General features: G+C 68.7%; 26 protein-coding genes and 1 pseudogene. 12 read left to right on the forward strand and 15 right to left on the reverse strand.

Annotation, left to right across the window (positions count from 1 at the left end; all coding sequences use genetic code 11):
- From VN520_RS02860 to VN520_RS02895, 8 genes and pseudogenes are all read left to right on the forward strand, one after another.
- Nucleotides 1-631 (forward strand): annotated as a pseudogene (locus VN520_RS02860) (hypothetical protein); the annotation flags it as partial.
- A gap of 218 nt (nt 632-849) precedes the next feature.
- Entirely contained in the window at nt 850-1,032 is a 183-nt protein-coding gene (locus tag VN520_RS02865; protein ID WP_325745225.1) for a hypothetical protein, read from the forward strand.
- The gene (locus VN520_RS02870; protein ID WP_325745226.1) at nt 1,029-1,508 is read left to right on the forward strand and encodes a hypothetical protein; all 480 of its coding nucleotides are present in this window, start codon (nt 1,029-1,031) and stop codon (nt 1,506-1,508) included. Before VN520_RS02865 ends, VN520_RS02870 begins: the two co-directional genes overlap by 4 nt.
- A gap of 5 nt (nt 1,509-1,513) precedes the next feature.
- A complete protein-coding gene (locus VN520_RS02875) occupies nt 1,514-2,011 on the forward strand; it encodes a hypothetical protein (RefSeq protein ID WP_325745227.1) in 498 nt (165 codons plus the stop codon).
- A gap of 161 nt (nt 2,012-2,172) precedes the next feature.
- A complete protein-coding gene (locus VN520_RS02880; protein WP_325745228.1) occupies nt 2,173-4,353 on the forward strand; it encodes a hypothetical protein in 2,181 nt (726 codons plus the stop codon).
- 36 nt (nt 4,354-4,389) lie between these two features.
- Nucleotides 4,390-4,698: a hypothetical protein gene (locus tag VN520_RS02885; protein ID WP_325745229.1), complete on the forward strand. Its 309-nt coding sequence runs from the start codon at nt 4,390-4,392 to the stop codon at nt 4,696-4,698.
- A gap of 30 nt (nt 4,699-4,728) precedes the next feature.
- On the forward strand, nt 4,729-5,097 hold the full coding sequence (locus tag VN520_RS02890) for a hypothetical protein (protein WP_325745230.1): 369 nt from the start codon (nt 4,729-4,731) through the stop codon (nt 5,095-5,097).
- Nucleotides 5,098-5,398: 301 nt separating this feature from the next.
- The gene (locus VN520_RS02895; protein ID WP_325745231.1) at nt 5,399-6,715 is read left to right on the forward strand and encodes a hypothetical protein; all 1,317 of its coding nucleotides are present in this window, start codon (nt 5,399-5,401) and stop codon (nt 6,713-6,715) included.
- A 67-nt stretch (nt 6,716-6,782) separates the two neighbouring features.
- Here VN520_RS02895 and VN520_RS02900 read toward each other — a convergent pair whose 3' ends face one another.
- Complete coding sequence (locus VN520_RS02900) at nt 6,783-7,250, reverse strand: hypothetical protein (protein WP_325745232.1); 468 nt, start codon at nt 7,248-7,250, stop codon at nt 6,783-6,785.
- A 192-nt stretch (nt 7,251-7,442) separates the two neighbouring features.
- On the opposite strand from VN520_RS02900, the gene VN520_RS02905 reads away from it, so the two are divergent.
- Complete coding sequence (locus VN520_RS02905; RefSeq protein WP_325745233.1) at nt 7,443-8,048, forward strand: hypothetical protein; 606 nt, start codon at nt 7,443-7,445, stop codon at nt 8,046-8,048.
- Nucleotides 8,049-8,102: 54 nt separating this feature from the next.
- Here VN520_RS02905 and VN520_RS02910 read toward each other — a convergent pair whose 3' ends face one another.
- From VN520_RS02910 to VN520_RS02950, 9 genes are all read right to left on the reverse strand, one after another.
- Nucleotides 8,103-8,930: a hypothetical protein gene (locus VN520_RS02910; protein WP_325745234.1), complete on the reverse strand. Its 828-nt coding sequence runs from the start codon at nt 8,928-8,930 to the stop codon at nt 8,103-8,105.
- A gap of 210 nt (nt 8,931-9,140) precedes the next feature.
- Nucleotides 9,141-9,941 (reverse strand): hypothetical protein, encoded by an 801-nt coding sequence (locus tag VN520_RS02915; RefSeq protein WP_325745235.1) that lies wholly within the window; start codon nt 9,939-9,941, stop codon nt 9,141-9,143.
- Nucleotides 9,942-10,272: 331 nt separating this feature from the next.
- The gene (locus tag VN520_RS02920) at nt 10,273-10,725 is read right to left on the reverse strand and encodes a hypothetical protein (RefSeq protein ID WP_325745236.1); all 453 of its coding nucleotides are present in this window, start codon (nt 10,723-10,725) and stop codon (nt 10,273-10,275) included.
- Between the two features lie 221 nt (nt 10,726-10,946).
- The gene (gene ligA / locus VN520_RS02925) at nt 10,947-12,983 is read right to left on the reverse strand and encodes an NAD-dependent DNA ligase LigA (protein WP_325745237.1); all 2,037 of its coding nucleotides are present in this window, start codon (nt 12,981-12,983) and stop codon (nt 10,947-10,949) included.
- An 864-nt stretch (nt 12,984-13,847) separates the two neighbouring features.
- A complete protein-coding gene (locus VN520_RS02930) occupies nt 13,848-14,525 on the reverse strand; it encodes a hypothetical protein (RefSeq protein ID WP_325745238.1) in 678 nt (225 codons plus the stop codon).
- A 330-nt stretch (nt 14,526-14,855) separates the two neighbouring features.
- A complete protein-coding gene (locus tag VN520_RS02935) occupies nt 14,856-15,398 on the reverse strand; it encodes a hypothetical protein (RefSeq protein ID WP_325745239.1) in 543 nt (180 codons plus the stop codon).
- A gap of 234 nt (nt 15,399-15,632) precedes the next feature.
- Nucleotides 15,633-16,430, reverse strand: a complete 798-nt coding sequence (locus VN520_RS02940; RefSeq protein WP_325745240.1) for a hypothetical protein — start codon at nt 16,428-16,430, stop codon at nt 15,633-15,635.
- Nucleotides 16,431-16,572: 142 nt separating this feature from the next.
- A complete protein-coding gene (locus VN520_RS02945; protein WP_325745241.1) occupies nt 16,573-16,764 on the reverse strand; it encodes a hypothetical protein in 192 nt (63 codons plus the stop codon).
- A 106-nt stretch (nt 16,765-16,870) separates the two neighbouring features.
- A complete protein-coding gene (locus VN520_RS02950) occupies nt 16,871-17,242 on the reverse strand; it encodes a hypothetical protein (protein ID WP_325745242.1) in 372 nt (123 codons plus the stop codon).
- Nucleotides 17,243-17,564: 322 nt separating this feature from the next.
- Between VN520_RS02950 and VN520_RS02955 the strand changes: the two genes are divergently transcribed.
- Complete coding sequence (locus VN520_RS02955; protein WP_325745243.1) at nt 17,565-18,779, forward strand: recombinase family protein; 1,215 nt, start codon at nt 17,565-17,567, stop codon at nt 18,777-18,779.
- Nucleotides 18,776-19,180 carry a hypothetical protein gene (locus VN520_RS02960; RefSeq protein ID WP_325745244.1) on the forward strand — a complete coding sequence of 135 codons (405 nt, stop codon included), beginning with the start codon at nt 18,776-18,778 and terminating at the stop codon, nt 19,178-19,180. The genes VN520_RS02955 and VN520_RS02960 overlap by 4 nt, the downstream gene beginning before the upstream one ends.
- Before the next feature lie 162 nt (nt 19,181-19,342).
- On the opposite strand, the gene VN520_RS02965 is transcribed toward VN520_RS02960, so the two are convergent.
- Together VN520_RS02965 and VN520_RS02970 are read right to left on the reverse strand one after the other, a co-directional pair.
- On the reverse strand, nt 19,343-19,834 hold the full coding sequence (locus tag VN520_RS02965) for a hypothetical protein (RefSeq protein WP_325745245.1): 492 nt from the start codon (nt 19,832-19,834) through the stop codon (nt 19,343-19,345).
- A 207-nt stretch (nt 19,835-20,041) separates the two neighbouring features.
- The gene (locus VN520_RS02970) at nt 20,042-22,513 is read right to left on the reverse strand and encodes a DEAD/DEAH box helicase (protein ID WP_325745246.1); all 2,472 of its coding nucleotides are present in this window, start codon (nt 22,511-22,513) and stop codon (nt 20,042-20,044) included.
- A 38-nt stretch (nt 22,514-22,551) separates the two neighbouring features.
- Here VN520_RS02970 and VN520_RS02975 point away from each other — a divergent pair, with 38 nt between their 5' ends.
- On the forward strand, nt 22,552-22,725 hold the full coding sequence (locus tag VN520_RS02975) for a hypothetical protein (protein ID WP_325745247.1): 174 nt from the start codon (nt 22,552-22,554) through the stop codon (nt 22,723-22,725).
- Between the two features lie 133 nt (nt 22,726-22,858).
- On the opposite strand, the gene VN520_RS02980 is transcribed toward VN520_RS02975, so the two are convergent.
- From VN520_RS02980 to VN520_RS02990, 3 genes are all read right to left on the reverse strand, one after another.
- Nucleotides 22,859-23,320, reverse strand: coding sequence for a hypothetical protein (locus tag VN520_RS02980; protein ID WP_325745248.1), 462 nt, complete (start codon nt 23,318-23,320; stop codon nt 22,859-22,861).
- Nucleotides 23,321-23,571: 251 nt separating this feature from the next.
- Nucleotides 23,572-24,105, reverse strand: a complete 534-nt coding sequence (locus VN520_RS02985; protein ID WP_325745249.1) for a hypothetical protein — start codon at nt 24,103-24,105, stop codon at nt 23,572-23,574.
- Nucleotides 24,106-24,400: 295 nt separating this feature from the next.
- Nucleotides 24,401-24,865 (reverse strand): hypothetical protein (locus VN520_RS02990; RefSeq protein WP_325745250.1); only part of this gene is annotated, 465 nt, incomplete at its 5' end.

Consider the following 24,865-nt stretch of genomic DNA (forward strand, 5'->3'; position numbering starts at 1 on the left):
GACGCCCGACCCCACCCCCGATCTCACCCCGATCATCGGGCCGACACCCACCCCCGACTTCGCTGCGTCGGCCCCGACGTCCACCCCCGACCACGCCCGACCCGACCCGAACGCCACCCCCGACGACACACCTATCGGGCACCCCGACTACACCCCGATCGGCAGCCTCACCAGCGGAAACGAACTCGATCGGGCAGATGAGCCGTCGCCTCCGACGCAGCCCGCTGGCAACCCCGATCCGCTGGAACTGCGTCGGCCGACCAGCTCGGTCCGCCACCCGATCAACGCCGCAAGCGACGGCACCCGATCGGCCCGCATCGACGTGCCGGTCACCCCCGACGCCACGTCGGGCACCCCGACCAGCACCCCAACTGCACCCGCGTCGGCCCCGACGGAAGACGCCGAGCAGCCCCCCCGATCGGGGCCGACACCCGACGCTGCCAAGGGCAAGTCGGGGGGCCGACGCACCCGCGAGGAACTGATCGCGGCGGTTGAGGCGCTCGACCCCGACCAGCCCACCCTCAGCCCGAACTACGTAGCCAACGCCATCAACTGCTCCTGGAAGCGGGCCAAGGAACTGCTCCAGGAGACCGGCCGGCTCCCCGACCCCGAACCGGCCGAAGGGGAGTAGCGACCCCTGCTCGCTTCTCCGAACGTATGTACGATCTCGGATGGGGTGAGCCGCCTCGGCCGCCACCTCATCCAGCGCCCCGCGTTCGCCGCCCACCGGCACGCCTTGGCGCTCGCCCGGCCCCCGGGCACCCCACTACCTGCCGCCGCCAGTGGGCCCATCTGTGCCGACAGGCACCCCAGGCCCGCTCCCTCCTTACCGCTTGGAGGCACGCACCCATGCCCATCCGTATCCCACTGCCTCGAGCGGCCCGCCGTTCGGATCCCACCCCCTCCCGCCCCTCCCCGCTCAGCGCTCTTCCCCAGCAGCGCCACCTGACGGTCGTTCCCGACCTCGGCGTCTGGGACCCCAACGAAGAGCACATCCGCCAACGGCTGATCGCCTGCGGGGTGTGCCTGTGACCAGCAAAAACGTGCCGGAAGAAGAGCGGGGGACCAACTGGCGCTCCGTCGGCGACGGAGTGATGCGCGCCTACGACGAGACACGCGACGAGTTGGCCGACGTCTACACCGAAGCTCGCACCGCCACCGAAATCGCCGTCCGGCAGCGAGCCACCGCATGGGGCTGGAGGACCCACATCCCGCTGAACTTCCAGTGGATGCGGCTACCGCTCAACGTCCCCGCCTTGCTCATCGCCGGCGTCACCACCGCGATGGCCGACGACCCCTGGTACCTCCTCGGCCGGGCCCTTCCCGCCCTGGTCATCGGCCTGATCCTCGCGAAGACCACCCTGGGCGGAATCGTCCGGCTCGCATGGAGGACACCGGGTCTCGGCTACCTGCTACGCGTAGCCGCCACCAGCACTCTCTGGTTCCTCCTCATCGCCCTCGTCATCGGCTACCACCGTCCCGCCCTTCATTACCTATTCGGAGTCTGACCAGCATGAACACCACCGGAGCAGCACTCGGCGGGACCGGCACCGTCATCATCGGCATCGCCCTGCTGGCCTACCAGGTGGGCCGGTGGAAGGGCGGCGACCCGACCCCCAAGATTCACTACTTCCTCGGTCTGACCATCGGCGTCCTGCTGTTCCTCGGCGGCGGAATCCTCGGCGCCATGGGCGGAGCCGCAGCAGCCCTCGGTGACGGGGTCGGGTCGTACGTCCTCGCGGGAGCGGCCGAGATCGATGTCACCGGCCAGAAGCCGGCAGCCACCGGCGCCGAGAAGGTCGGCCTCGGCGGTGTCGTCACAGGCATCGTCCTCGTCTGCTTCTACGCCGGACTGATCAAGTCGGGCCGTGCAGACGTCACCGGCTCCCTTGTCCGAGGCGCACTCACCGGCGTGTTCCTCGGACTCGGCGGCGGTCTGATCGGCAGTGCCATCGGCCTGATCACCACGAGCGGCAACACGGTCGGAGACCTCCTCCTCAACTCGGCCTGAGCCGTCCAAGGACCTGTCTGGGGCCTGGAATCGGCCTGTCTGGCACCTGCACCCGGCCAGGTGCCAGACGGGTCCCAGAACAGGATCTGACCTGCGGAAACGGGTCAGACAGGCCGCAGGCGCACCCCCACCTGAACCACCGAGAACGGCAGAAACCCACGATGACCCGCCCCGCTGACGAAAACGAGATCGTCGACGCCGAACTCCTCGAAGATGACCACCCCGACCCGGGCGCCCCCCAGGACGACGAGGACCCGGACACCACTCCGTACGTCCGCATGCTGCTGCACCTGGCTCGACGGCTGACCGCCCGCGAGGCCAAGGTGCTCGCCACGGGCGCCCGCCACACGGCCGGTGAGCTCAGGCGCTGGCGAGCCACCGAGGACCTCACCGACGCGCACGTCGCCCGTGACCTCCTCAACACCCAGTACCGCCTGTGGCAGACGGCCCAGCGGAAGAAGACCGGCCTCGCCCGGGCCCAGATCAGCCGCCTGGAAGCGCACAACAAGCGCCAGATGCAGCTGATGCTGCAAGGCCGCGGCCCGGGGCCCACGCCGGCCACCGCGGACGCGATTGAGAAGTGGGCCAAGTTCCAAGCGAAGGCCGAGATGGTGGAGTTCGAGCCCGCCATGCCGACATCCGTAGCCGTCACGGTGGGCCGAGGGCAGATACGCCGACGGCGCTCCCGCCGCTTTCACGCCACGGCCGTGGGACTCACCGTGGTGGACGGTCTCGGGCTCACGCTGTTCACCGGCCCGGTCGTGGTCACGGATCTCGTCCTGGCGGCGGCCACCGCCACCGTCCTGTGGGCACAGGGACGCGTCCGCACGACGCTGGCCCCCGCGCTGCCGCACCTGCTGTTTCCCTACGCCGCACTGCCCGGGGAAATCGAGCCTGCAGAGGTACCGGCTGCCGAGGACGAAGGAAAGCCGTTCCCGATTCGGCAGGCCGAGAATGCGGAACAGGTCGAGGAATGCCTTTTCCGTGCTCTTTCCGTCGATGCCGATATCGCACAGGTCACGGATGCCTCCCGCCTCGCCTACGGCTGGCAGGCCATTGCCGTTCTCAACTCCGGTACACCGGCGGACATTGTCCGCCTGCTGCCGAAACTCGACGTCGCGCTGCGCGTCGGGCAGGGCCGCACCATGGCCCAGGGGGGATACAACCCCAACGACAGCGCCGAGGTGATGGTCCGGGTCCTCACCGAAGACCCGTTCGCCAACCCGCCGGCCTTCCCGCTGCGGAACCCGTTGTCGTGCTCGATCCTCAAGCCCGTCTCCATCGGCATCAGCATCGACGGCGAGCCCACGAACGTCATCCTCGCCGGCCAGCACGTCCTCATCGTGGCCAAGTCCGGCGGCGGCAAGTCGGCGATGGTCCGCACCCTCGCCGAGTACGCCACCGCCTGCTCCGACGCCGTGGTCTGGGACCTCGACCCGACCGGCCGCGGACTCGGACCCCTCCGGGGCCTGGCCGACCGGACCGCCTACACCGAGGAGGAGATCGAGGCCGCGCTGGCCGACCTGGTCCGCTACGCCGAGAACCGCATCGCCGCGCTCGACGAAGGCGAGGACAACTGGGTCGTCACCGACGAAGAGCCCGCCCTGATCGCGTTTCTCGACGAGTACTCCAAGCTGTCGAAGAAGGCCAAGGAGCACGCCCTCGCCCTCATCAGGATCGGCCGGAAGGCCAGGATCACCCTGATGATCTGCACCCAGGACGCGACCAGCGACATCATGGGTGACGCCGTCGCCGACTCCTTCGGGATCCGCGTGATGCTGCCCTGCCGCATGGACGACGTGCCGATCGTCGTCGGAGACAGGAGCGCGATCTCCGCAGGCTGGCTGCCGCACCTCCTGGTGCCCAGCCCGGGGGAGTGGGACATCGCCGACGCGGGACGCTTCTACTGCCTGACCCCAAGGCACCGGGCGCCGATCCTCCGTTACTGCCCCCACCTCGACGCCGGCACGGCACTCCTGCGGGCCAAGGAGCGCCTCAACGTCGGGCTGCCCTCTCTGGACGCCGTCACCACAGGCGACGCGACCCGCAGGCCCGTCCCCCGCATCGCCCAGCTCCTGCTGGACGCCTTCGAAAGCGAGGGATGGCCTGCGCAGATGACCGTCGACGAACTTCACGCCCACCTGCGGGCCGCCGACGTCGCCACGTGGGGACGCTGGGACGACCGGACCGACCGGCTGGCCATGGTGGGACGCACCCTGCAGGCCGAGCTGAAGAAGGCAGCGCTCACGATCCCGACCGTGCGACTCACCGACCGCCCGAGCAAGCCCACCGCATACCGATTCCAGGACATCCAGGAGGAGATCAAGAGATCCAGCCAGTGACCACCATGCAAGCACCGGGATCGGCAGGATGCCGGTATGACAACCCACAACCCCACCATCCATCTGCGCCAGTCCGCGGACGCTCTCGAGCGTCTGGTCCGCGAGTTGAACAGCGGAACGGCCGGATGGCAGCACACCCGCCTCGCGGTGACCAGCGCACATGAGCTCGGGCGGATCGCCGCTGCGCTGCCTGCCGTCACCGAGCTTCTCGGCGTGGCCCTGCACACCCACGCAGGGCCGCGCGCGGACACCGCCACGGGAGCTCTCTCACAGACGACCACCACAGCTCGGGAACTCACCGGGCACCTACAACGCGCACGAACGCACGCGCAAGCACTGCGCTGACCCGTCCACTTGGGGGACCACTTGGAATCGATGCACGACGCCGGGCAAGCCGCCATCGCTCTGACAGCCCTTGTCGGCTTAGCGCTGCTGAGGCTGGCCGGCTGGCGACAACGGCGGATCTCCGCACTGCGCCACGAGATCGAACGCCGATCCGAGATGGTCCGTTCCTACGACAAGGACAGCGAGGCCTACCGGCTTTACCGCGATGAGACCGACGGGATGGCAACCGAGATCCGGCGCCTGAAGGCCGGCACCGGCCCCCTCACCGTCACCATCGCCGTGATCGCCACACTGTGCGGCCTCGGCGCGGCAGGATACGGCGCCGTGGCCGGATCGCCCGTGGCACTGCTCCTCGGCGGAGTGTCAGTGATCACCGGGTTCCTCCTTCTCCTCAGCTGACCGGACTGCACAGACCGCCACGCGACGGTGACCCCGCACTTCCGACGCTGTACCTCCGGGACAAGGGCGGCCTCTTCGAGAGGCCGCCCTTTCGTCGTTCCAGCCGCTCTCCGACGTCAGCAGTGCGGTAGCCTCCCGGAGCGGCGTGCACGTACGCCGGAGCTCCCAGGAGACGCGGCCCACGCCCGGTCTCCGAAAGGCGGAGCAAGGTTCGAGGAATCGCGTGCTCCTGGTCGAAGCCGTCCTGCACAGAACTCCAGTGCGGCGTATGCGTGGGAAGCGCCGCGGCACGGAGCTGAGCATGACGAAGGACCGCACCCGCAAGTTGAAGATCCGCGCGGTGATGGCGGCTTCAGGCCGTACGTACAGCGAGGCCGCGATCGCGCTGGAGCAGTGGACCGTGCCCGACGCCGGCCGACGGCCCCCCACCGGTGTTCCGATGGCGCCCGACCCGCTGGGGCAGGCGGACAGCGGGGAGCTGTTCACGGCTCCGCTGATGGTGGTGGCCATGCTGCCGCGCGGCCAGGCCGGTCTTGACGCGGCGCAACTGATCGCCGACGCCTGCGATTACCTGATCTCCCACGAAGGCTGGTACCGAGCCAGGGCCGAGGTGTACGGCCCGCGGCCAACGCGCGAAACAGGCATGCCTCCGCTGGCCGGCCACATGCCGGCGATGCTCCTTGTGCGGGTCTCCGCCCGCCGACGCTGGAGCGCCGACACGCTGCACGCCTTCCTCCAAGACGCCAGCACCGCGATCCTGACCGCCCTCGTGAACAAGCACCCACGGATCACCGAGCGGCACGTTTCCGTCCGGGCCCTGCCCCAAGAGACGGGTCAGCAGATCGTGGCCGTACAACAGGGGAAGCCCGACGCGCTGACCACTGAAGCCCATCCCAGCCTGACCGAGCTTCATCCTCTCGACGGTGGACTGGAGGAGGCCGAGGAGTACCCGTTCCGAGTCGTCGACAACCGGGACGTCGGCTGGTTCGCCGTCGGACCCGCCCGGTACACCAACACCTCCCTGCAGAGCGGCGGAGGAGAACCGCAGAGCCTTGCCGCCCTGGATGCCGACCGGGGCCCGCTGCGCACCGTCGTACCCGTCCCGCAGGAGGACCTCGAACGACTGCGCGACGCGCTCGCCGCAGCAGGTCCCAGGGCAACGGCTTCTCTGCTGGTTGCGCTGTACCGCCTCGCCCGACAGCACGCTGACCAGGAGTACGAACGGTCCGAGCGGCGCCAGAGCAGCCGTTTGTACGCCGGAGGCGATGACACCTGGGAGACCCAGGCCATGCGCAGCCTCATCTGGGGCCTGGGCGTGGACCTGGCGGACAAGGACCGGCGCCTGGACAAGCAGGCGATGCAGGAGGTGATGACCATCGTCGACCAGTGGGTCACGCCTGAGGCCGACGTGTACGTCGAAGTCGCCGGCAGTGTCGCCCGCGCCTTCCAGGCCGCGGCCGAGCACGCTGGCGGCTGGGAGGCACTGGCCGACCGTCACTTCCAGTCCGGCGACCGGTTCGCGCACTCCGCGAACGCGGTAGAAGCTGCCTACGCATGGCTGATGGGCGAGCCCGGGCCCTCCACCGGGCCCGGGCCGGGAGATGCTCAGCGACTGTAGCGACTCACGGCCCCAGGATGGTGCGGGACTTGGGCGCCCACGTCCCGCACTCGAAGGGAGCGGCGTCCTAGCCGCGGCCGCGCAGCGCGACGACGGAGACGGCCGCCCAGGCCAGCGTGGCCACACCGACGGCCACCGAGCGGGCATCCTGCGGGGTCCCGGCCGAGACCATCGCTATCGACCAGACACCCCAGCAGCACCAGAGCAGACGCGCGGGCCATGACCGCAGGACAGCGCTCGTGAGAAAGGCCCCGGCGCCCAAGCCCACCCACCAGTCGACGAGGTCACCGGCCGTCATCGGCAGCCCCGCGCTGTTCGACCGCAGGTACGCGACCACAGGCTGGTGAATCGTCTCGGCGAGCCCACTGCGCCGGGCGTACTCCCACGCCCAACAGGCCGCCCCGTAGACGAGCCCCACCTTGAGCAGAAAGAGGAAGATCCGGGTCGGCGACAGGTCGATGGGCACGTGCGATTCCAGCCCCCACCGGCTTACCCGCTCCTCCTGGTCAAGCGGCTCGGTGACATGCGTAGCCATACGGATCCCTCTCTACGTCCGGAGCAAGGTGCTGCGGCAGACGGCACGTCGGCATCCGACCGGGTGCCGTCAACGCGTGTCCGCGGCAGTGCACTCTGACTTGAAGACCGGACACCGCTCAGGACAGGCACGGCTCGGGAGCACCAGCGGCGGCGTACGGCCGGTGGCTCCCCGGACCTCTACCGTTCGCTCATGACCACAGCGATCACCCGGTATGCCGCTGGCGACCAACCAGAGGTCGTCCGACACGCAGCCTGGCTGCTGTGCCGCTGGCTGACCGCACACCTAGACGGCGCGGCGCTGGCCGAGATCAAGGCCGACCCGTACTTCCGTGAACGCGTCGATCACGCAACGGGCGAGGAAGTCACAGCAGATGTCATCGAAACTGCCGCCCGGGTTCTCGTCGAGGAGCGCCGAGTCGTTACGGAGGGCGGGGTCTACCGGCTGCAGCCCGCGCTCCGAACCCCGCTGGATGTGACCACCTTGGAGTGGAAGGGGGCTGTCGTCCCCGGATTCAAGCGGAAGCGGTACACGATGAGGCTGTCGCTGTGCCCCTCGGGCTGGCCGCTGCCTCCGGAGCGGGCCGGCTATCCCGGTCACGAGATCTGCGGGTCGGTCTTCGACCGTGTCCGTGACCCGAGCGGATTCTGTGACGCCCTGCCGATCTGGCGCATCACTCGGAGCAACGGACGGATGACCGGCACGCAGTACTGGTGCGACGGGGAGCTACCAGTCGACCTCCGGGCCGCCGCTGTGACACTGGAGCACCAGCCTGAGACGACAACCCGCTCCGTATAGCCCTAGCCCTAGCCCGGCGCCGGGGCGCCGGGCCCCAGTCCTCCGCGACACTGCTCAGGGCGCGGCCGCCCGCCGCTGACCTTCGGTGCCCCATGAGATGTGCACGAGGTACGGGCGCTGCTCCGGAAGCACCTCGAAGGTCCACTCCAGCCCCGCCGAGTCGGTGACGCGGGACTCGCCTTCCTGGGTGGGCAGCGAGATACCCGCCCGTGCCATGTAGTCCCGCATCTGTTCGATCACCTCGGCGGCGTTGTTCTCGGTCATCTCGAACCCGAGCTCCAAGCGCGCGAAGAGCCGCGCGGTCATCACGCCCATGCCGAAGGGCAGCTCGGTCTGCAAAGCCAGGAACCACTTCTTCCTCTCGCGACGGTGAGGAGACGCCACCCGGCTGGGGACGCCAGCCTTGATCTGGGCGTAGGTCCGATCCACGTGCCGGACCTTGTAACCGGTGACGACGGAGGCGTCCCTGCTGAGGGTGACCGAGAACTTGTCCCGCTGGGTACGGAGTCGCCACCGGCCGGTCTCGGGATGCCGCAGCGCCGGGCGGGCGTCGGCGGCGAGCAGATCTTCGAGCAGCGAGCGTATCTGCGCCTCTGCCGCCCGGCGATCCCCTCCGTGCGCGGCGATGAAGTGGTTGAGGGCCGCGTTGGAGACGCCGACCTCGTACGCCTCGTCGGACTCGAGCGGACGCGCACTGGCCTCCCGCCAGCGTGTCTCCTGCCGCAGGTCGGGCTTTGCCTTCGGCTGGGCAGCTTGCGGGCGGCCGAACCCGTCGCAGGACCGGCACCAGCCGTCAGCCATCGAGGTCTTCCCGGTACAGCGTGAGCCGTCCTTGTTGTATCGGGTGCACTGCCTGGTGGGCGGCTGGGGGATCGCGGCCATCGTGAAGTCCCTGGGCGTAGTGGGGAGGGAGCAGGCGGAGAAGCTCCTGACCTGCGTGTTGACGCCCTGACTGTGTGGCGCACCCCGCCCGATCGCCGCATGCGCGCGAATCCCGCTCCCCTCGTGCCCTACCGGCCGTCTCTTTCGCCCCACTCGCCGGTGGACAGCCCGCTCCCGCCTGAAGCCTCGGCGCCCCGCGGCCGCTGTTCCTCAGCAGGAGAATGGGGTGCTCCGCCCCAGGGCCCGGCGGATCGTCAGGTGGTGCCGCGTACGCAGGCGCTGGAGCTCCCACACCGACAGCAACGTGACGGACACCGGCGGGCCGGCCACGAACAGTGCATGGACCGCCGGAGGGGCAGCCACCGGCGGGCCGTCCAAGGCCTGGACGACGAACAGGGACCACACCAGCACGGGCGACAGCAGGGGCGGCAGGACCTCGGAGACGTCACCGACGCGGAAGGTGTAGTGCACGCTCAGCACGACAGCCGCGGCGCCGAAGGGGACGCCGAACAGTACGCCCGCCGTGGAGACGAGCGCGCCGATGATCGGCATGCCGCCGAGCGCCTGGGTCACCTGCACAGCGCCGCCCAGGAGCAGGAACCACAGCCCGACTGCCGACCCGAGCAGCGCAGCGAACCCCGCGGCCGGCCCGGCAAGACGCCGACAGTAGACGGCGCGCACGGACGGCCGCGCGGACAGCACGAAGCAGGCCAGAGCGATGGGGCCCGCGACGAGCAGGACACCAGCGCTGAGGAACAACTCGAGCACCTGGTCCGCCGCGACATCGGCCGCCGACTCCTGGAGGGGGTAGGACCGGATCAGCCACAGTGTGGCCGCTCCGCCGACAGCCGTCCGCGCGACCTGCGCGGCCGTGATGGCCGGGTCCGATATCCGGTCCTGGCGGCTCGGGCGGAACAGCCGGTAGGCCGTCCGAAACGGGAGAGTGAGCAGCCGGAGGCACCCAGCGGTCCGGGTGCCCCCGGTGTACCGGGTGCGTGCAGCGATGCTCATCGTGTGATTCCTCGTGGAAGCGGTTGGTCGGGTCTGGACGTGCTCGTAGGCCTCGGGCAACCGGCGGCGAATGGCTGCTCGAGAGAGAAGTGCTGAACTTATGAGCAGATGCGATGAATAGCGATGGTTAGCGAGGATTGCCCGGTGCGATGACATCGAGAGGGCTCAAGGGCTGGGGAGATCGGCGTAACAGCCGGACAGCGTGCAGGTGAGAACGCTTCTGATCGCAGGTGCCTGCTGCTGCCCCCTCGGTCCACCGAGGGGGCAGCAGCAGCGAGAGCTGTTCGCGCTTCGCCGGTCGTAGGCCGGAGGGCAGTGCGGCGACAGCCGGTCACATCCAGAACGGGATGAGTCGCTGGTGCTCATGGGCCTGAAGGAACCGGGTGATGTCCGCGGCGGGATCTCGCCCGGGCACTTCGACATCCGGCAGCCCGAGCGCGGTGACCACCACGGTGCGCAGTGACGGGTCCAGGAGCGGTGCGTCCCAGAGAAGGCAGGTCACCGCTCGGGTGGAGGCGTGGACGTCTTCTTCGATGTCGGCGATCTGGGGGTGGAGGGACCCGGGAATGGCGTACCGCTGCCCCAGGCAGACGCGGTCGGCGTCCTCGATCAGCCGCGCGACGGTCTCACGTGCTTCCCCCAGCTGCTCGTCCAGCGCGACCAGCCTCGTCCACATGTCGGGGCTGTCCGCTGGGACGCCGAAGAGGTCGGTGGCGCTCTGGCGGCCGGCCCTCCACAGGAAGAGCGCATCGTCCGTCAGGGGGTACAGATACGTGTGCTTCATGATCGTCCTTCTTGGTCGGAGTGCCTGGTCTCGTCGGCGGTCGCGGACGCCCAGAGCCTCCTGTGCGCGCGGGCCTGCTGACGGGCACAGGAGCGGCCGTCTGGGGCTGCGGCAGCCGGCACGTCAGGCCCCGCCCGGCGCAGCGGAGGGCCGGAGCGGGAAGGAGACGCGGAGCCCGCCCTCAGTGAGAGCGGGCTCCGCTGGATGTACGGCCGATCGGGTCAGCTGGTGAACTGGGCGACCAGGATGGCGAACGCCTCCTCGTTCATCACTTCGATCTTGTACTTCTCGGCCTTGGCGAGCTTGCCTCCGGCCCGCTCCCCGACGACCAGCAGGTGGGTCTTGGAGGTCACGTCGAGGCCGGACTTGCCGCCCGCGTCCTTGATCAGCTGGTTCATCGCGACGCGATCGTAGGCAGCCAGCGGCCCCGTCATCGTGCCGGTGACGACGACCGTCTTGCCTGCGAGCGGGCCGCTCACGGGGGCGGACTGAAGATCGGCCGCCAGCTTCACGCCTGCCGTGGCGAGCTTCTTGACCACCGCAGCGACCCGGGGGAGCTGTCGGGCGATCTGCTCGGCCTTCTTGACCCCGATGCCGTCCACCTCCATGAGCGTCTGGGCGTCGGCCGTGACGAATGCGTCCATCGAACGGAAGTGAGCGGCGAGCCGCTCGGAGAGTTCCACTCCGGTACCCGCGATGCCCAGCGCTGCCAGCACCTTCTCCAGCGGGCGGCCCTTCGCCGCCGTGATCTGCTCCAGCAGGTTCGACGCCTCACCGCTGCCCCGGGTCGCCTCGGTGAGCTGTTCCAGGGTGAGGTGGAACAGGTCGCCGACATCGCGCACCAGACCAGCCTCGACGAGGTTGCCGATCACCGCCGGGCCGAGACCGTCGATGTCGAACTGCTCGCGTCCTGCGGCGTACAGCAGGGCGGCGGGCAGTCCGCAGGAGCCGCCGTTGTTCGCCGTCTCATCGCAGGTCCAGCGGCCCTTGTCGGTGTTGATCTTCCCGCCGCACACCGGGCAGGACGCGGGGAAGGTGATCGTCTCCTCGGTCCCGGTGCGCAGGTGGGTCACCGGCCCGACCACCTGCGGGATGATGTCGTTGGCCTTCCGGACGTAGACCGTATCGCCCTTCATGAGCCCAATTCGGCTGATATCGGAGGGGTTATGCAGGGTGGCGGAGGTGACCATGCTGCCGTCGATCTCGACCTCCTCCAGCACGGCCCGGGGGGCGAGGATGCCGGTCTTGCCCACGGCCCAGACCACGTCGAGGAGCTTGGTCATTCGCTCCAGACTGGGCAGCTTGTAGGCGACGCTGTAGTGGGGGTGCCGCGAGCCTGTACCTGCGGTGGTCTGCTCGGTGCGGCTGTTCGCGCGGATGACCACGCCGTCGATGTCGAAGGGCAGGCTGGGACGCATCGCAGCGATCGCCGCGACCTGCTTCTGTACCTCGGCCATTGTCGAGAAGACGTGGGCCTTCGGCGGGGTGGCCTCCGTGGTCTGTATGCCGGTGTCGGCGACCCACTTCATCAGGTCGGCGTGCGAGGTGTGGGCGAACACCTCGCCGCCCGGCAGCTCGACGGCCTGGAAGGCGAAGAACGTCATCTCCAGGGTGTAGGCCCTGTTCCTCGCCCGGATGGTGCCAGCGGCGGCGTTGCGGGCGTTGGCGAACGCGTCCCCGCCGTGCTGGGCGCGCACTTCCTTGGCCCGTTCGAACTGCTTGTGGGTGAAGAGGATCTCTCCCCTGACCTCGAAGGTCAGTGGCCGGTCCAGCTGCTGGGGAAGGCCGGTGACCGTGCCGATGGCATGGCTCCAGTCCTCGCCCTGACGGCCGTCGCCTCGTCCGACGAGCTTGACCAGGCGACCGCTCTGGTACCGCGCGGCGACCGCGAAGCCGTCCAGCTTCACGTCCACGACATAGCCGCCGGTGACCGGGCCGCCCAGACGCCGCTGGAGCGACGCTTCCCACGCCAGCAGCTTGGCGGGGGTGTTCACCTTGTCCAGGGACTGCATGGGTACCGTGTGCGCGACCTCGCCCGCAGGGACCGCCCCGTCGGCGACCTTGCCGGAGGGGGAGTTCGCCGCCACGTCCTCCGGGTGGTTTTCCTCCCATGCGACCAGCTGGTCCCGCAGCCGGTCGAAGGTGGCGTCGTCCAGCGGGCTCTCGCCGGTCGCGTAGGCACGCGATGCCTTCTGGATGGTGGCCAGGGCCTGGTGGTAGGCGGCGGTGCTGCTGATCGTGGTCTCGATGACCGACATGGGCACGGACCTTTCTGGACGCGGTGCAGGACCCGTCCGGCAGTGCGGGGCCAGCGCCGCACGGATTGTCTGTGCGGCGCTGGCGGGTGGGGTTGACGGGCTGAGCCTGCGTCCCGGAACCGTGATGGCCCCCACGTTCGCGAATTTCGGCTCGCAGGCCCGCACCGCCACGGCCCACACGCGGCTGCCGGCGTTCTCGCCTGCTTCAGACGGGACAGCGGGTCAACGGCCGGCCCGGCGTCGCGCATCGCTGAGGATCTCGTCCCGCGCTGGATGCGCGTCCACCGCAGCCCGCAGCGCGGCCCACCAGGTGCTCGCATACCTTTCCCGCTCCGCGGCTTCCGCCAGGCGTTCTTCGGCCCTGGTCAGGCGGGAGGCGAGGGTTCTGCAGGTGCAGGCGGCGTCGGGGTCGTTGATCCGGGCTAGACACCCCGGTAGCAGGCACAGTGCCCCGTCCGGGTCGGTCCACCAGTAACAGCCCTGCGGAATCTGCTCAGCAGGAACAGCGATGGGCGCCTCTCGATCTCCGGGTCTTCTCATCGCGGTGGGGTGGCGCGGTCCAGGGCGGCAGCCAGTGTCGGTGGGAGCATGCTTGACCTTCCATGTGGCAGAGAGGCTTCCGCCGGCCGACGGAGACCCATGGTGGGCCCGGTGGCGGACAGCCCCGCTGCAGAGCCGATTCGTGGCGCCGAGGGTTGTGGTCCGGGAGCGGTGTTCCCGCCCTACGCAAGGAACCGCAGAGCCGGGGTGGAGCCGCCAGGAGCCCGTCGCGTCCCAGGGTCGACAAGAGCGTCATCCTCCGCCGTGCGGGCGCCGGGCCCCTGGCTGTGCCGACAGTCCGGGGCCCGGCACGGAGGGTGTGTTCTACATGGGCTCGCTGATCTCGTCGAAGAACGTGGCGGCGCGCTCCAGCACGTCCTTCTGCGTTTCGCTCAGTTCGTCGTTGACGTCGCCGTGCGTGCCGAACAGCTCCACGGCGGTGTGGGCGAGCGCAGCCAGGTCCCAGCCGTTGAACGTCCCCAGAAGGGACGCCAGAACGTCCTCTCCGCCCTGAGGACGGGAGGCCCGTGCGCGCGTGGCTTGGCGGGTGCAGGGTTGCCCGGTGCGGGCCTGGGCGCACTCCTCGGCATCCCCATGCGGCAGGCAGTCGGCACAGGCCAGGGTGAAGGAGCCACAGACCACGTGTTCACCGCTGCGGCGCGCCGAGTGCCGCCACTGCGGCAGATGGCAACGGGTGCACCGGCGCTGACCGAGGCGGCCAAAGCCGTCTCGGAGCGCGGCGAGGACCTGAGCCATCTCGTCGATGCTCAGCTCGAAGAACCTCACGTCCGCTGTGCCGTCGTCCCGGATGACCAGCGAGTCTTCGTCTGAGGTGTCGGTGTACGAGCCCGGCGCGGCGGCTCGGGGCTCTTCGACATCACTGCCATCGGCGTCGACCAGGACGAAGTGCTCACCGCCGTGCAGGGCGGAAACGGCCGCGCTCCACAGTTCCCAGTGCAGGCCGTGGGCGCGAAGGGTGGCCCGCTCGGAGTCGGTGGTCACGAACACGCTCCCGCAGCCGGCACGCTCGAACGTCAGGCCGGGCTGTTCCGCCGGGCCGCCAGAGCGACTGACTTCAAGATCAGAAAAGGTGGTGGTCAGGTAGCGGGCGGCGTACTCCTCGGCCCGTGAGAGTGAAGCTGCCCATGCCTGCCGTGCAGCGGTCTCCGGGCAGTGGGAAGCGAAGGTGATGGGGTGCGGCATTGTGCGCTCCGGCGTGGTCGGGAAGCGGGACGCCGGAAGACTGCTGCCGGACCACGACGGAACCTCATCCGTCGCGAATCTCCGTGACGATCGCGCCAGGTACACGAGGCTGATAGCCAGCCAACTGAACTACCTCGTGACCTGCCACTGCTGGAGGAAGAACGGGTCCGAAGGGGCAGCGTCTCTCAGCGGATGGCCATCGGCCGAGAGCTCGTCCCGGGAGACCAGCATCGGGACGGCGCGGGTGTCGCCACTGGACAAGTGAGGGCAGAACTCCAGCGCCAAGTCCTTGCACTTGGCGTGCAGCGCGGCTTGGAGCACCTGGCCCTCAGGGGTTGCCAGGACCCACGCCTCCTCGGGCAGCTCATCGCCACACACCTGGCAGAGCCATCGGTTGTGCGCGAGGGCGCAGCGTGCCGCATCGAGGGCGAGCCAGAAGACGTAGTCCGCGGTCCGGGGAGCGACCCAGGGCACCGGCAGGCCCTTGTGGACCGGGCGGGGCAGCCCGGGCGCGTCCGAAGCAGCGAGCCCGGACTGTTGCAAAGCGCGCCAAATAGGGACTTCCATACTCAGCGCTGAGCACTGGAGGTTGCCGCAGACGAAGCGGCGGATCTCCGCGTCGTACTGAAGCGGTTCATCGCACTCTGCGCAGGGCGGTGCAGGGAAGCTCACAACCCCATCCTCTCCGAAGGGACCCACGGGCGTCCCCATGGGCCCCGAGCGGGTCCACGGCTGACGATCACGGATTCTGGGATGGGACGCAGCAGATCCGTGAGTGCCCGCGAGTCCTGCGACGCCCGGCGAAGGCGGAGGGCGGTACCGCAAGGAACGCAGGCCCTGGCCGTTGGACAGGCCGGCCAGGGGGTACACCGCCGCCCGCCTGGCGGTGACGGGCGGCGGAAGATCTCAGTCCAGGGTCTCCAGCCAGGCAATCAGCCCACGCTCGTACCGGTCACGGGTCGCGTCGGCGACGGCCCGTAGTGCGGCCAGATGCGGCACGTGGGCGTCCACGGCATCGCGCATGAAGTCCGGCATGCCGGCGGCAAGCTGCTCCTTGGTCCGGCCAGCTGCCAGCCCGGGGCCCCGCCGCTGGGCGCTGACGGCGAGCTCAGCGAGCTGCTCCGCAGTCATCGAGGTCTGCACCGTGCTGATCGTGTCGCCCGGGTCCTTGTTCAGAACCTTGAGCGCGTGCGCCTGCCACAGTGTGACGCCGTGGCCCCGGAACTGCACCTTGCCGGATTCCCACCCGCAGGCACAGAGCAGACGAGCGTCGTCGTGGCTGTGGTGGTGCCAGTTCGGGATGTGCCTGCCCGAGGTCCAGAGAGCCTGCGCATGCTCGGGGCATGCGTGACCGCTCAGCGGCCGGTGCTGGAGCCAGCCATCACTTGACCAGTCCTCGCGTTCTGGAGGCGCACCGGAGAGGGAGGCGATCATGTCGAACTGGCGGAGGCAGCCAGGTACCAAACACGAGCGTAGGGACACGCCACTGCGCTCCCATTCCTGGTGAGCGAGCAGCATCTCCTGCGCGAGTACGTCAACGACTGCGGTAGCCACCATGTCGGCCTCACCTCCCGATAGGTGGATCGGCTGCTGTGCCGATGCCATCGCAAGAGCGTTGGGGCCGAGTCTGATGGTGATCGTACGGGCGGCTGCTGCGATGCGGGAGCGTAGCTCGTCGACGCGTTCCGGTTCGGTGGGAGGCATCTGGTCTCCATTCTGGGGCGGGTTGCATGGTGGCCGGTGAACCGGCCATGCCCTGCGGCGCTCGGTGGGGCGTCGGGTTCACGACTTGCCCGGGCCCCCCAGCGGCCAGCGGCCGGGGGTCGGTGGGAGTGGCGCGAGGTGGTCACCAGCCAGGTGGGGGCGGCGGCTCCCACATCGATGGGGGCTCCTCCTCGCGGGTGTAGCTGGGATCGATGACGCCCAACGGGCAGTCAGGGTCGCAGTACTGACCGGCTGCGGCGCGGCAGTAGCTGCATTCCTCATCGAGGAGTAGGGCCGTCTCGACATTGTCGAAGCGGCGCTCGGCGTAAGGCATGGGGTTAAGGCCTTCTGTCCTTTCGGTGGCCCGGGCCGGGCAGACACTGTCGGGGTGGTGTCGCGGTCGCGACTACGCCCGCAGGTACGACCTGGGCCGGTACGGGTCAGGGCGGGGTGACGTCCGGCTGCGGATGGTCGGCGTCGGGACCCGAGCAGGCATGGACGGTGCACCAGTGCGAGCCGGCGAAGGTGACACCGCCGTGTGTGACGATCGCGGCGGCCGCCAGCCCCCTCGCGAGCGCGTTGAACGCTTCGGCTGCCGCTCCTCGCTTCGGGGAGTGGAACTGGAGGACGTCGCCCTTGGAGCCGACGACGCTGGCCGACTGGCTGGCGATGGCTACGAGCACGTCAGTGGGGCGGTCGCGGAGCTCGGCGATATGGAGGGGCACTGCAAGCCGCAGCGTTTCGACGAGGGCGACGTTTCCCGCGGCGGTGTTCTGGGTCGGCTCGGAGCGGCGGACGGGACGAATGGGCATCGGCTTCCTCGGGTTGGGGGCGTTGAGGAGGCCGATGTTGCGTTCAGAGGGCTGAATCCATCGCACCATCGCGAATTCCCTGACCGTCTGGTCTTCAGGCGCCAACTGGTGCTGCAAGACGCGAGGTTGGAAAACACGGTTGTCAGTGGGGCCCCATAGGGTCGAGGTACCGCGACTCTCTCCTGTCTTCCTCCCTTCGAGGGACAGCGATGAGCCTCATGCCGCGTCTGCGGTTACGACCCTCGGCCTGCCATTCGGAGCCCGGCCGCGGTCATTCGCCACCGCGAGGACACATCCGCTCTCTCAGCACCCAGGAAGGACCATGACTTTCCCCTTCGGACCGCCCATCGACCTCAGCGACCTGACCAACTTCGTACAGGTGGATGCACGCCCCCGCCGGTCGGCCTTCGTCGGCCGGGTCTCCACCAAGGACAACCAGAACCCCAGCAGCTCCATCCCCCGGCAGGTGGCGCTCGCCGCCCAAAGCCTCGACGAGGGCGAGGAGTTCGTCGGCTACTACTGGGATGTCGAGTCCGGGATGCTTCCCCCCGAGTCCCGAGGCCTCGCCCCACAGGAGATGTACGACGTGCTGCGCGTCCCCACCCGCCGGGACGGCGGCCTTCAAGACCTCCTCAACCACGCCGAGCCGATGGGCATCACCCACGTCCTGGCCGAGCGCGCCGACCGTGTTGCGCGAGCCATGCTCACCAGCCTCACCACCGAGCACCACCTCCAGCAGGCGGGCGTGGAGGTGGTGTACGCCAACGAACCGCAGGGCGGGACCGAGTCCGGCCGGCTGCGCACCCGCCGCTACGGACAGGTCGAGGCCGAGGTCTACCGGACGGTCATGCTGGAGATGTCCATGGGCGGGCAGTTCCAGCACGCCCTTGGCGGATGGAACCACGGCTACCCGCCCTACCCCTACATTGCGGTCGTCGACGAGAACGCACCGCCGCCGCCACGGGGCCGGTTCGGAGAGGCCCGGCCGAAGAAGAAGCTCGCCCCGCACCCGGACCCGCGACGCTTCGACGCCTCTCGGGAGCTGTGCCGCCTGCGGCGGGAGGAGCACCTGAAGTCGGGAGACATCATCTCGATTCTGGCGGCCGATCCGGAGCGGTACCCGATCGAGGGCCAATGGACGCACAACCTCGTCGAGGGCCTGATCGCAAACCCGAAGCTCACCGGTTACCAGGTCTACAACAGGAAGGCGTCCCGGACCGGACGGCCGGGCTTCTCCCAGTGGAATCCGATCTCGAAGTGGGTATGGTCGCCGGGCCCCGTTCATGAGGCCGTGGTGAGTCTCGCGGAGTGGAAGCAGGCCCAGGAGGTGACCGCCGGGCTCCGGGCTGGCACGGAGGGCGGTCCGCTGCTACGCATCCAGGCCACCGCTCATCGACAAGGCCTGACGGTCACGAAGGTCGACAGCACCAGCACTCACGCGCGGTACCGGATCGGCACCCGGCAGGTCGTCCTGCCCACCCCCATCCCGGACGCGGTCGCTCAGCAGATCATCGAGGACCTGGAGCGTGCGGCGTGAGCGAGGTCATCGAGTGCCGGGCCAGCCGACGCGGCCGTCTGTGGGTGGCGCACGAGCCCGAGCACGGCGTGTACGGGAGCGGGCGGACGCTGCGACTGGTCCGCGTGAGCGTCGAGAATGGTCTCGCGCTCGTAGGCGTGAACGCCGAGGTGCAGATCATCCCAGTGACGCCGGAACTGGAGGAACTGCGTGACGCTGAGGACGCCCGTATGACCGCCTTGGCCAAGGCGGTGGAGGCCCTGGTTCTGCGGCGGACATCCTTGAGCGACATCGCCCTGGCGACCGGAGCGTCCGTCAAGCAGGTGAAGCTGGTCCTCGCCAGACCAGCCGGGGATTCGAGAGCTCACGCGGACCCCGACTCTGTTCCGACGGGAATCCGCTCGCCGGCCGTCCTGCCGTGATCTGAGGAGAGCACGTTGTGGGCGATCGGTCCGATCGGTCCTTCCTGGGTAGCGAAGCGTGATAGCCGAATGACCGGTCGGCGGCGCTGTTCCTGCTGCTTGAGGGGCTGATCGCCCGACTCGCCCATGGCCGCCGGCTCTGAGACTTCCTGCGACCGGAAGCTATTCCAGAGGGACCATATGGGCCGGGCGCCCCTGGCGCAGCTGGATGGTCGCAGCCGTCGCCAGGGCGGAGCTGACGAGCTTGGCGTGGCCGCCGATAGTGATCCGTGCGTCGTCCAGGGTCGCCAGCCGGGCATCGATCAGAGTCCGGCGGCTGACCACCTCCACAGTGAACCTGCCGGGACTATGCTGCCGGACCACGTAGCTCTCTGCACCGATGGTGCACTCCCAGGTTCCAGCCTCGGTCTCGGCCACGTCGACGAGAGTCCGGACCTGGTCCAGCGGACTCTGGACTGCCGGGTGGTTCTCGTCGACATGTTCCTCGAACGCCCGCCGTGCGAGCAGCGCGAACCGATACCGGCCGACCTCGCCGCACAGCGGACACTCGAGCTTGTACCTGTCCGGGGCAGTGCTCTCATCCTCGGTGACCTCCGGCTGTAGGCCGTTCACCGAGGGCTCGGGTGCTCTCTGCTTGCGAGGTCGTGGGCTCACCGGCTCATCCCTGGTTCTCGGTGTTGATGGCATTCGCATTCTGCCTATGAGGGAGGCGCCGCCGGACAGTTTCGACCCGCTGGTCTGGATACCGGCCGGGGTGTGCACTGCTTTGCCAGCAGGTCGCCTACCTGGGCGGTGCTGAGCTTCCGCTCGAACGGGTGAGGCCGCGGGCGGCCCGGCGACCTCACCTCGTAGGCCTACCTGTCACCCCGCGCTGGACCACCCGGGAAGAGCTTCTAGGCGGCGGCGCCGCTCGGCGGGCTGCTCGCCCTCGCGGACGAGGGCCTTCTGCTTCAGCAGCCAGCGGTACAGGCCGACGCCGTTGATCGCTTCGTCGAAGGGGACCCTCAGGTGGCCGTGGGCGGCGGCCCAGTCGGCCAGGACCTCGAAGCTCGCCTCCCAGGCGGCAGCGTGGCCGTCCCACATCCATTCGGGCCGCTGTTCCAGAGTCTCCGCCTGACCGGCGGGCAGCGTCCCCTTGCGGTAAGCCGTCCGCTTCCGCGACACGGCGTTACCGAGGGCGAACTGGCTGCCGTCCTTGTTCACCTTGTACGGCTGTGGAACCCGAGCATGCCCGTGCTCGCTGATGAAGTCGTCGAGGTGCTTGAGAAGGAGCTCGAACTTCGCATCGTGTACGTGCCACATCCAGCCGGGCAGGGCTTCGTAGTACGCGATCTCGTCGGCGTCCATCAGCTTGTCGCGGTATCGGTTGCGAGCCAGCGTGACGAAGTTGTCCAGCCGGTAGCCCGTGGGGGAGACGAAGCCCCGTGGCACCCTGGCGTGGCCGTTGACTGCGACGAACGCTTCCAGCTCCGTTCGCCCCTGCTCGCGTTTGGTGTCGGCAAGGTTCCACGTCCATCCAGGCTGCCCCGACAGCAGCTCCTCCCGGCGGGGCAGGAGCTTGCCAGCCGTGCGCAGAGACCTTTGACGAGCCGCCCAGGCCCCGAGGCTCCCGGCCTCGGTGGAGAAGGGCACAGCCGCGTGTCCGTGCTGTGCGACGTATCGCTCCAGCAGGCCGAGCCACCGGTACCAGTCCTCGGTGGTGTTCTCCAGGACGTGGACGCCCAGAGCCTGCACGAAACGGGCCCCCACCGTCGCGCTGCCGTAGATCTTGACCTTCTCGGGCAGTATCGCCCGGGCGTCGATGCCGCCCGCCAACGGCTCACTGCTCAGCCGACGGCGAGCGGCAGTGAGGGCCGCGTCCATACGCTCGTCCTGATCGCGGAGCGTGGCCAGGACCCGCCAGACATGCTGGAAGGCGCTGGCTTCCAGGACCGCCTGCGGATTCTCGCCCGGCGCGACGTAGACCGGGAGGAGGATCGTCGCCGGACGGTCGTGCTCCGGATGGAGCCTCAGCGCCCGGCCGACAGCCTGCACGATGTCTGTCTGGGAGGACTTCGGGTCCACCAGGCAGACGCCGTCGACGCTGGTGACGTCTACCCCCTCGGTCAGGGTACGGACGTTATTGAGGACGACCCGTTCGCCCCCGGCGGGCGCGGCCAGCATGGCCAGTTGCTCAGCGCGCTTCCCTGCCGGGGTGGCGGCGTCCATGTGCAGAGAGGTGATCGACACGCCTGCTGCTGCGGTGCTGATCGAGCCGAGGGAGACAGAGAAGCGCTTGGAGCGGGCTACCCGGCTGTGGAAGGCGATCACGCTGCGCAGCTCACGTTCGCGCATGGCCCGCGCCAGAGCGATCTGAGCGGCCACCGTCGAGGAGTCCCCGGGGCCGGTCCGGGACGTAGCCTCCTTCCGCAGTGCGGCGTGCACGTCCTCGTCGGAGACCAGGACGATGGCAACCTCGTAGTCGGCCAGCAGGTTCCGCCGGATGGCGGCGCCGAACGTCAGCTCGTGAACCCGAGTGCCGTACTGCGCCTCGTCATTCATCGAAATGACATCCGCCGTGCCGTCCGCGCCCTCGTGAATACGACTCGTGGCCGTAAGCGACAGACGGAACGCCGCCGGAATCCGGTCATTGTCGAGCACGACTGCATAGGACTTTCCCGACGGCCCAGCGGTGTGGTGGGCCTCGTCCAGAACGATGAGGTCCAGTGGCGAGAGGGAACGTCCCGCGTACGCCTCGGCTATCCGCCCCACCGACTGGTAGGTCGAGATCACCAGCCGTATCCGCCCGGCCTCCGCCGAAGCGAGGAACGCGGCGACCCGCTCGGGGTCGACGGTCACCGGTACGTCCGCCCCGCCCACCGCGGAGTCCGAGCAGACGATGAGTGTGTCCAGAGTTCCGGGGAAGTCAGATGCCCACCCGCGATGGACTTGCTCGGCGAGTGCGAGGGTCGGCACCGCGACGAGTACCGAAGAGGCCGCCCGCCTTCGGGCCGTTTCACGTCCCACAAGGGACTTGCCCGTCCCGCACGCCATCACCACCAGTGCGCGGTCCCCATCGGTCCGCATGATGGCGTGCAGCGCCTCCTCCTGATGAGGGCGTGGGGTGAAGCGGAATGCACTTCCAGCAGAGGAAGCGCGGGACCGGCTGGCATACATGCGGGCTCCGTGGGCGAGGTGATCTGAGCAAGGGAGCCGATGGTGCGCCGGGTGTATGAAGCGGCCAGAGTTTCCGCGAATTCCGGCCGAGCGGGGCCGCAAGATGAGCAAGTGAACTGAAGACGTTGTCCGACGTGACAGACGGACAAGGGGCCAGCCGCGCAGTGTGGTGTTCATGGGTGCAGGTTCGTCTTAGCGCTTCTACCGTTGGCCTCATGAATGGGAACGCCGAGCCGCTCGGGGATTCCGGGCCTTCGCTGAACGCCGTGGAAGTTGAGACCGCCGAGGGGATATGGATGCTGATCTACGGCGACGGCCCCGACTTCACCACCATGGAAACCGCGTTCGTTCCAGCCGCGCTGATTGAGCGACGTGGGGACGTGGCCTAGCGGCTGGCGTCGGTAGCCAGCCAGTTGCACCGAGCAGCGGAAACCGTATTTGCCTTCCATGGCTGGCCGGCACGTCTTGGTCACGCAGGCAGGGCCCAGGAGTATGTCCTGGGCCCTGCCGGTTGACGACTTTTCAGCAGCCGTTTCGAAGCGGGGTGAAAGCGAGCTTCTCACCCTCCGCAGCGGCGGCGGCCTTGGTGTACGTCGACGAGTCCACCTCGTACCAGACGTCGTCCCTGCGTGTGTTGCCATCGACGTCGTCGAGTTCGACGCACCACCGCGGGCGTCGGACGACCCGGTCATAGGTCTCCGTGCCCTGCTGCACCTTTTTGCACGTCCGGGTCGGTTCGGTCGTGTACCAGGTGCGCGTCTTACCCTTCGTCGTAGAGGTGTGCTTGACCTTCTTGGTGCCGGTCGTGCACTGCTCGACCATCCGGGGGCGGGTGTCGGTCACGGTCTTCTTCGTGATGATCCGAAGGTCATCGCGTGCTCCGGAGACATTGCTGTCCCCGGAGCCACCGCACGCGCTGAGCGCGCAGGCGAGGAGGATGACGCCGGCTGCCATCCGGGCTGCCATGCGGACGGAACGAGGCATCGGCTTCGGCTTCTCGGTAGTAGCGGTAGATGAACGGACTGATATGGGCACGAACAACTGCTCCTGTCTCCACAACGTGGTGGGCGGGCTGTGCTGCCTGACGGAGCAGAGGGTTCTCGAAGACTGCGGTAGAACCGAGTTGTGGCGAATCCCCCTCGGCGCCTTTAGCTCGCAGCCATGCCAACCACCTACCGGGCGGACAGGACGCCTCGGAGTTCGGATTGACAGCCAGCGCGGCCTATGGAACCCGTTCATGCGCACCGCCGAGCCGGGATGCCTGACACTCGGCTCTCACTCTCGTCGGAGCGGAGGTTGGAGCCGCACCTTCCGTAGCCGAGACTGCCCAGACTCACGGTGCCGCAGCTGCAGGAAGGTGAGACTTCGTCCAGCGACGGTGGGAAGAAGTCGGCCCATGCCAGCATCGAGGCAGTCCACCGGTGCTGGAGCAGAGCCAAGACCTCGTCCTTGGTAGCCGGACGTTCTTCCTGCCTTCCGATGACGACGTACGCCAACCCCTGGCGGGCGACATCCACGAGCATCTCGCGCTGCTGGCAGGACCGGCCCGGGGGAATATCTGCGGCCAAGCTCAGACTTCGGTACCCCTCCATGAGGTAGGGGCGCTCTGCAACCTCGCACGAGTCCAGCGCAGCCAGCAGGTCGTCGGCGAGCTGGTTGATGTGCATCGTGGTGAACGAGCCGGCGGCACCCCCGGTGTGCGTCGCGCGAGCGTCGAAGATCAGGCAGGCCCACTTCAGGAGATCATTGAGTGCCTCAGCATCTATCACGCTGGCGAACGTAGGCATGGAAGCGGACAGGTGCGCCGAAGAGCCCTACCGCAGGCCTGCTGCTTCTCAGACCTGCTTGATCAACAGCAGTGTTCCGTTCGCCGGGGAGGCGCAGGTACGTCCCCGTCAGAGCAGGCGACGGTGATGAAGCGGCCACACCCGGCGCCGGATTTCCTGGCCCGTGAGCATCGCTGCTGGTTGCAGACACTCTGAGCTCCTTGCCGGCCACACTCGGGTGGACGACCGAGGCAGCCGCGGGCCACTGCACTCAAGGTGCTCGGGCTATCGACTTCTCCTATGACCTGAGTTCGGCGCGTCGTCGCTCGATTTCCGCGCGGTCCTCGGGCGTCTGGTACGGGAAGCCGTTGGTGTGCCAATCGGGGTCTGCCGCCATGCACGCCCTGCAGGTTCCGCCCAGCCGCGGATGGGTGTGGTCGACTCCCTGGGCGTCAGCCAGCGTCAGGAACTCCTCCCACCATGCGGGTTCGAGCAGGTGCGAGGCTTCGTGGACGAACCGCGATGGGTCCAGGCCCAGGTACATGCCGTGCCAGTCGACCTTGGTTCGCCCGCGGGTGCTGCCGTGTGCCGGATGCCGAACCCTGCGGGCCGCGGCGGGGTCGCTGTCAGGGACGGGGTGTCCCATGAAGAGCTGTCCAACGGTGCGGGCGGGGCTGCCTGCCGCGAGGGCGTCGACGAACGCCTGGACGTTGTCGAAGAAGGCCAGGCGGGCCAGAGCCCAGTATGTGTCGGGGTAGCCGTC

It is taken from the genome of Streptomyces sp. (assembly GCF_035563135.1).
In the GTDB taxonomy this organism is placed as follows: Bacteria; Actinomycetota; Actinomycetes; order Streptomycetales; family Streptomycetaceae; genus Streptomyces.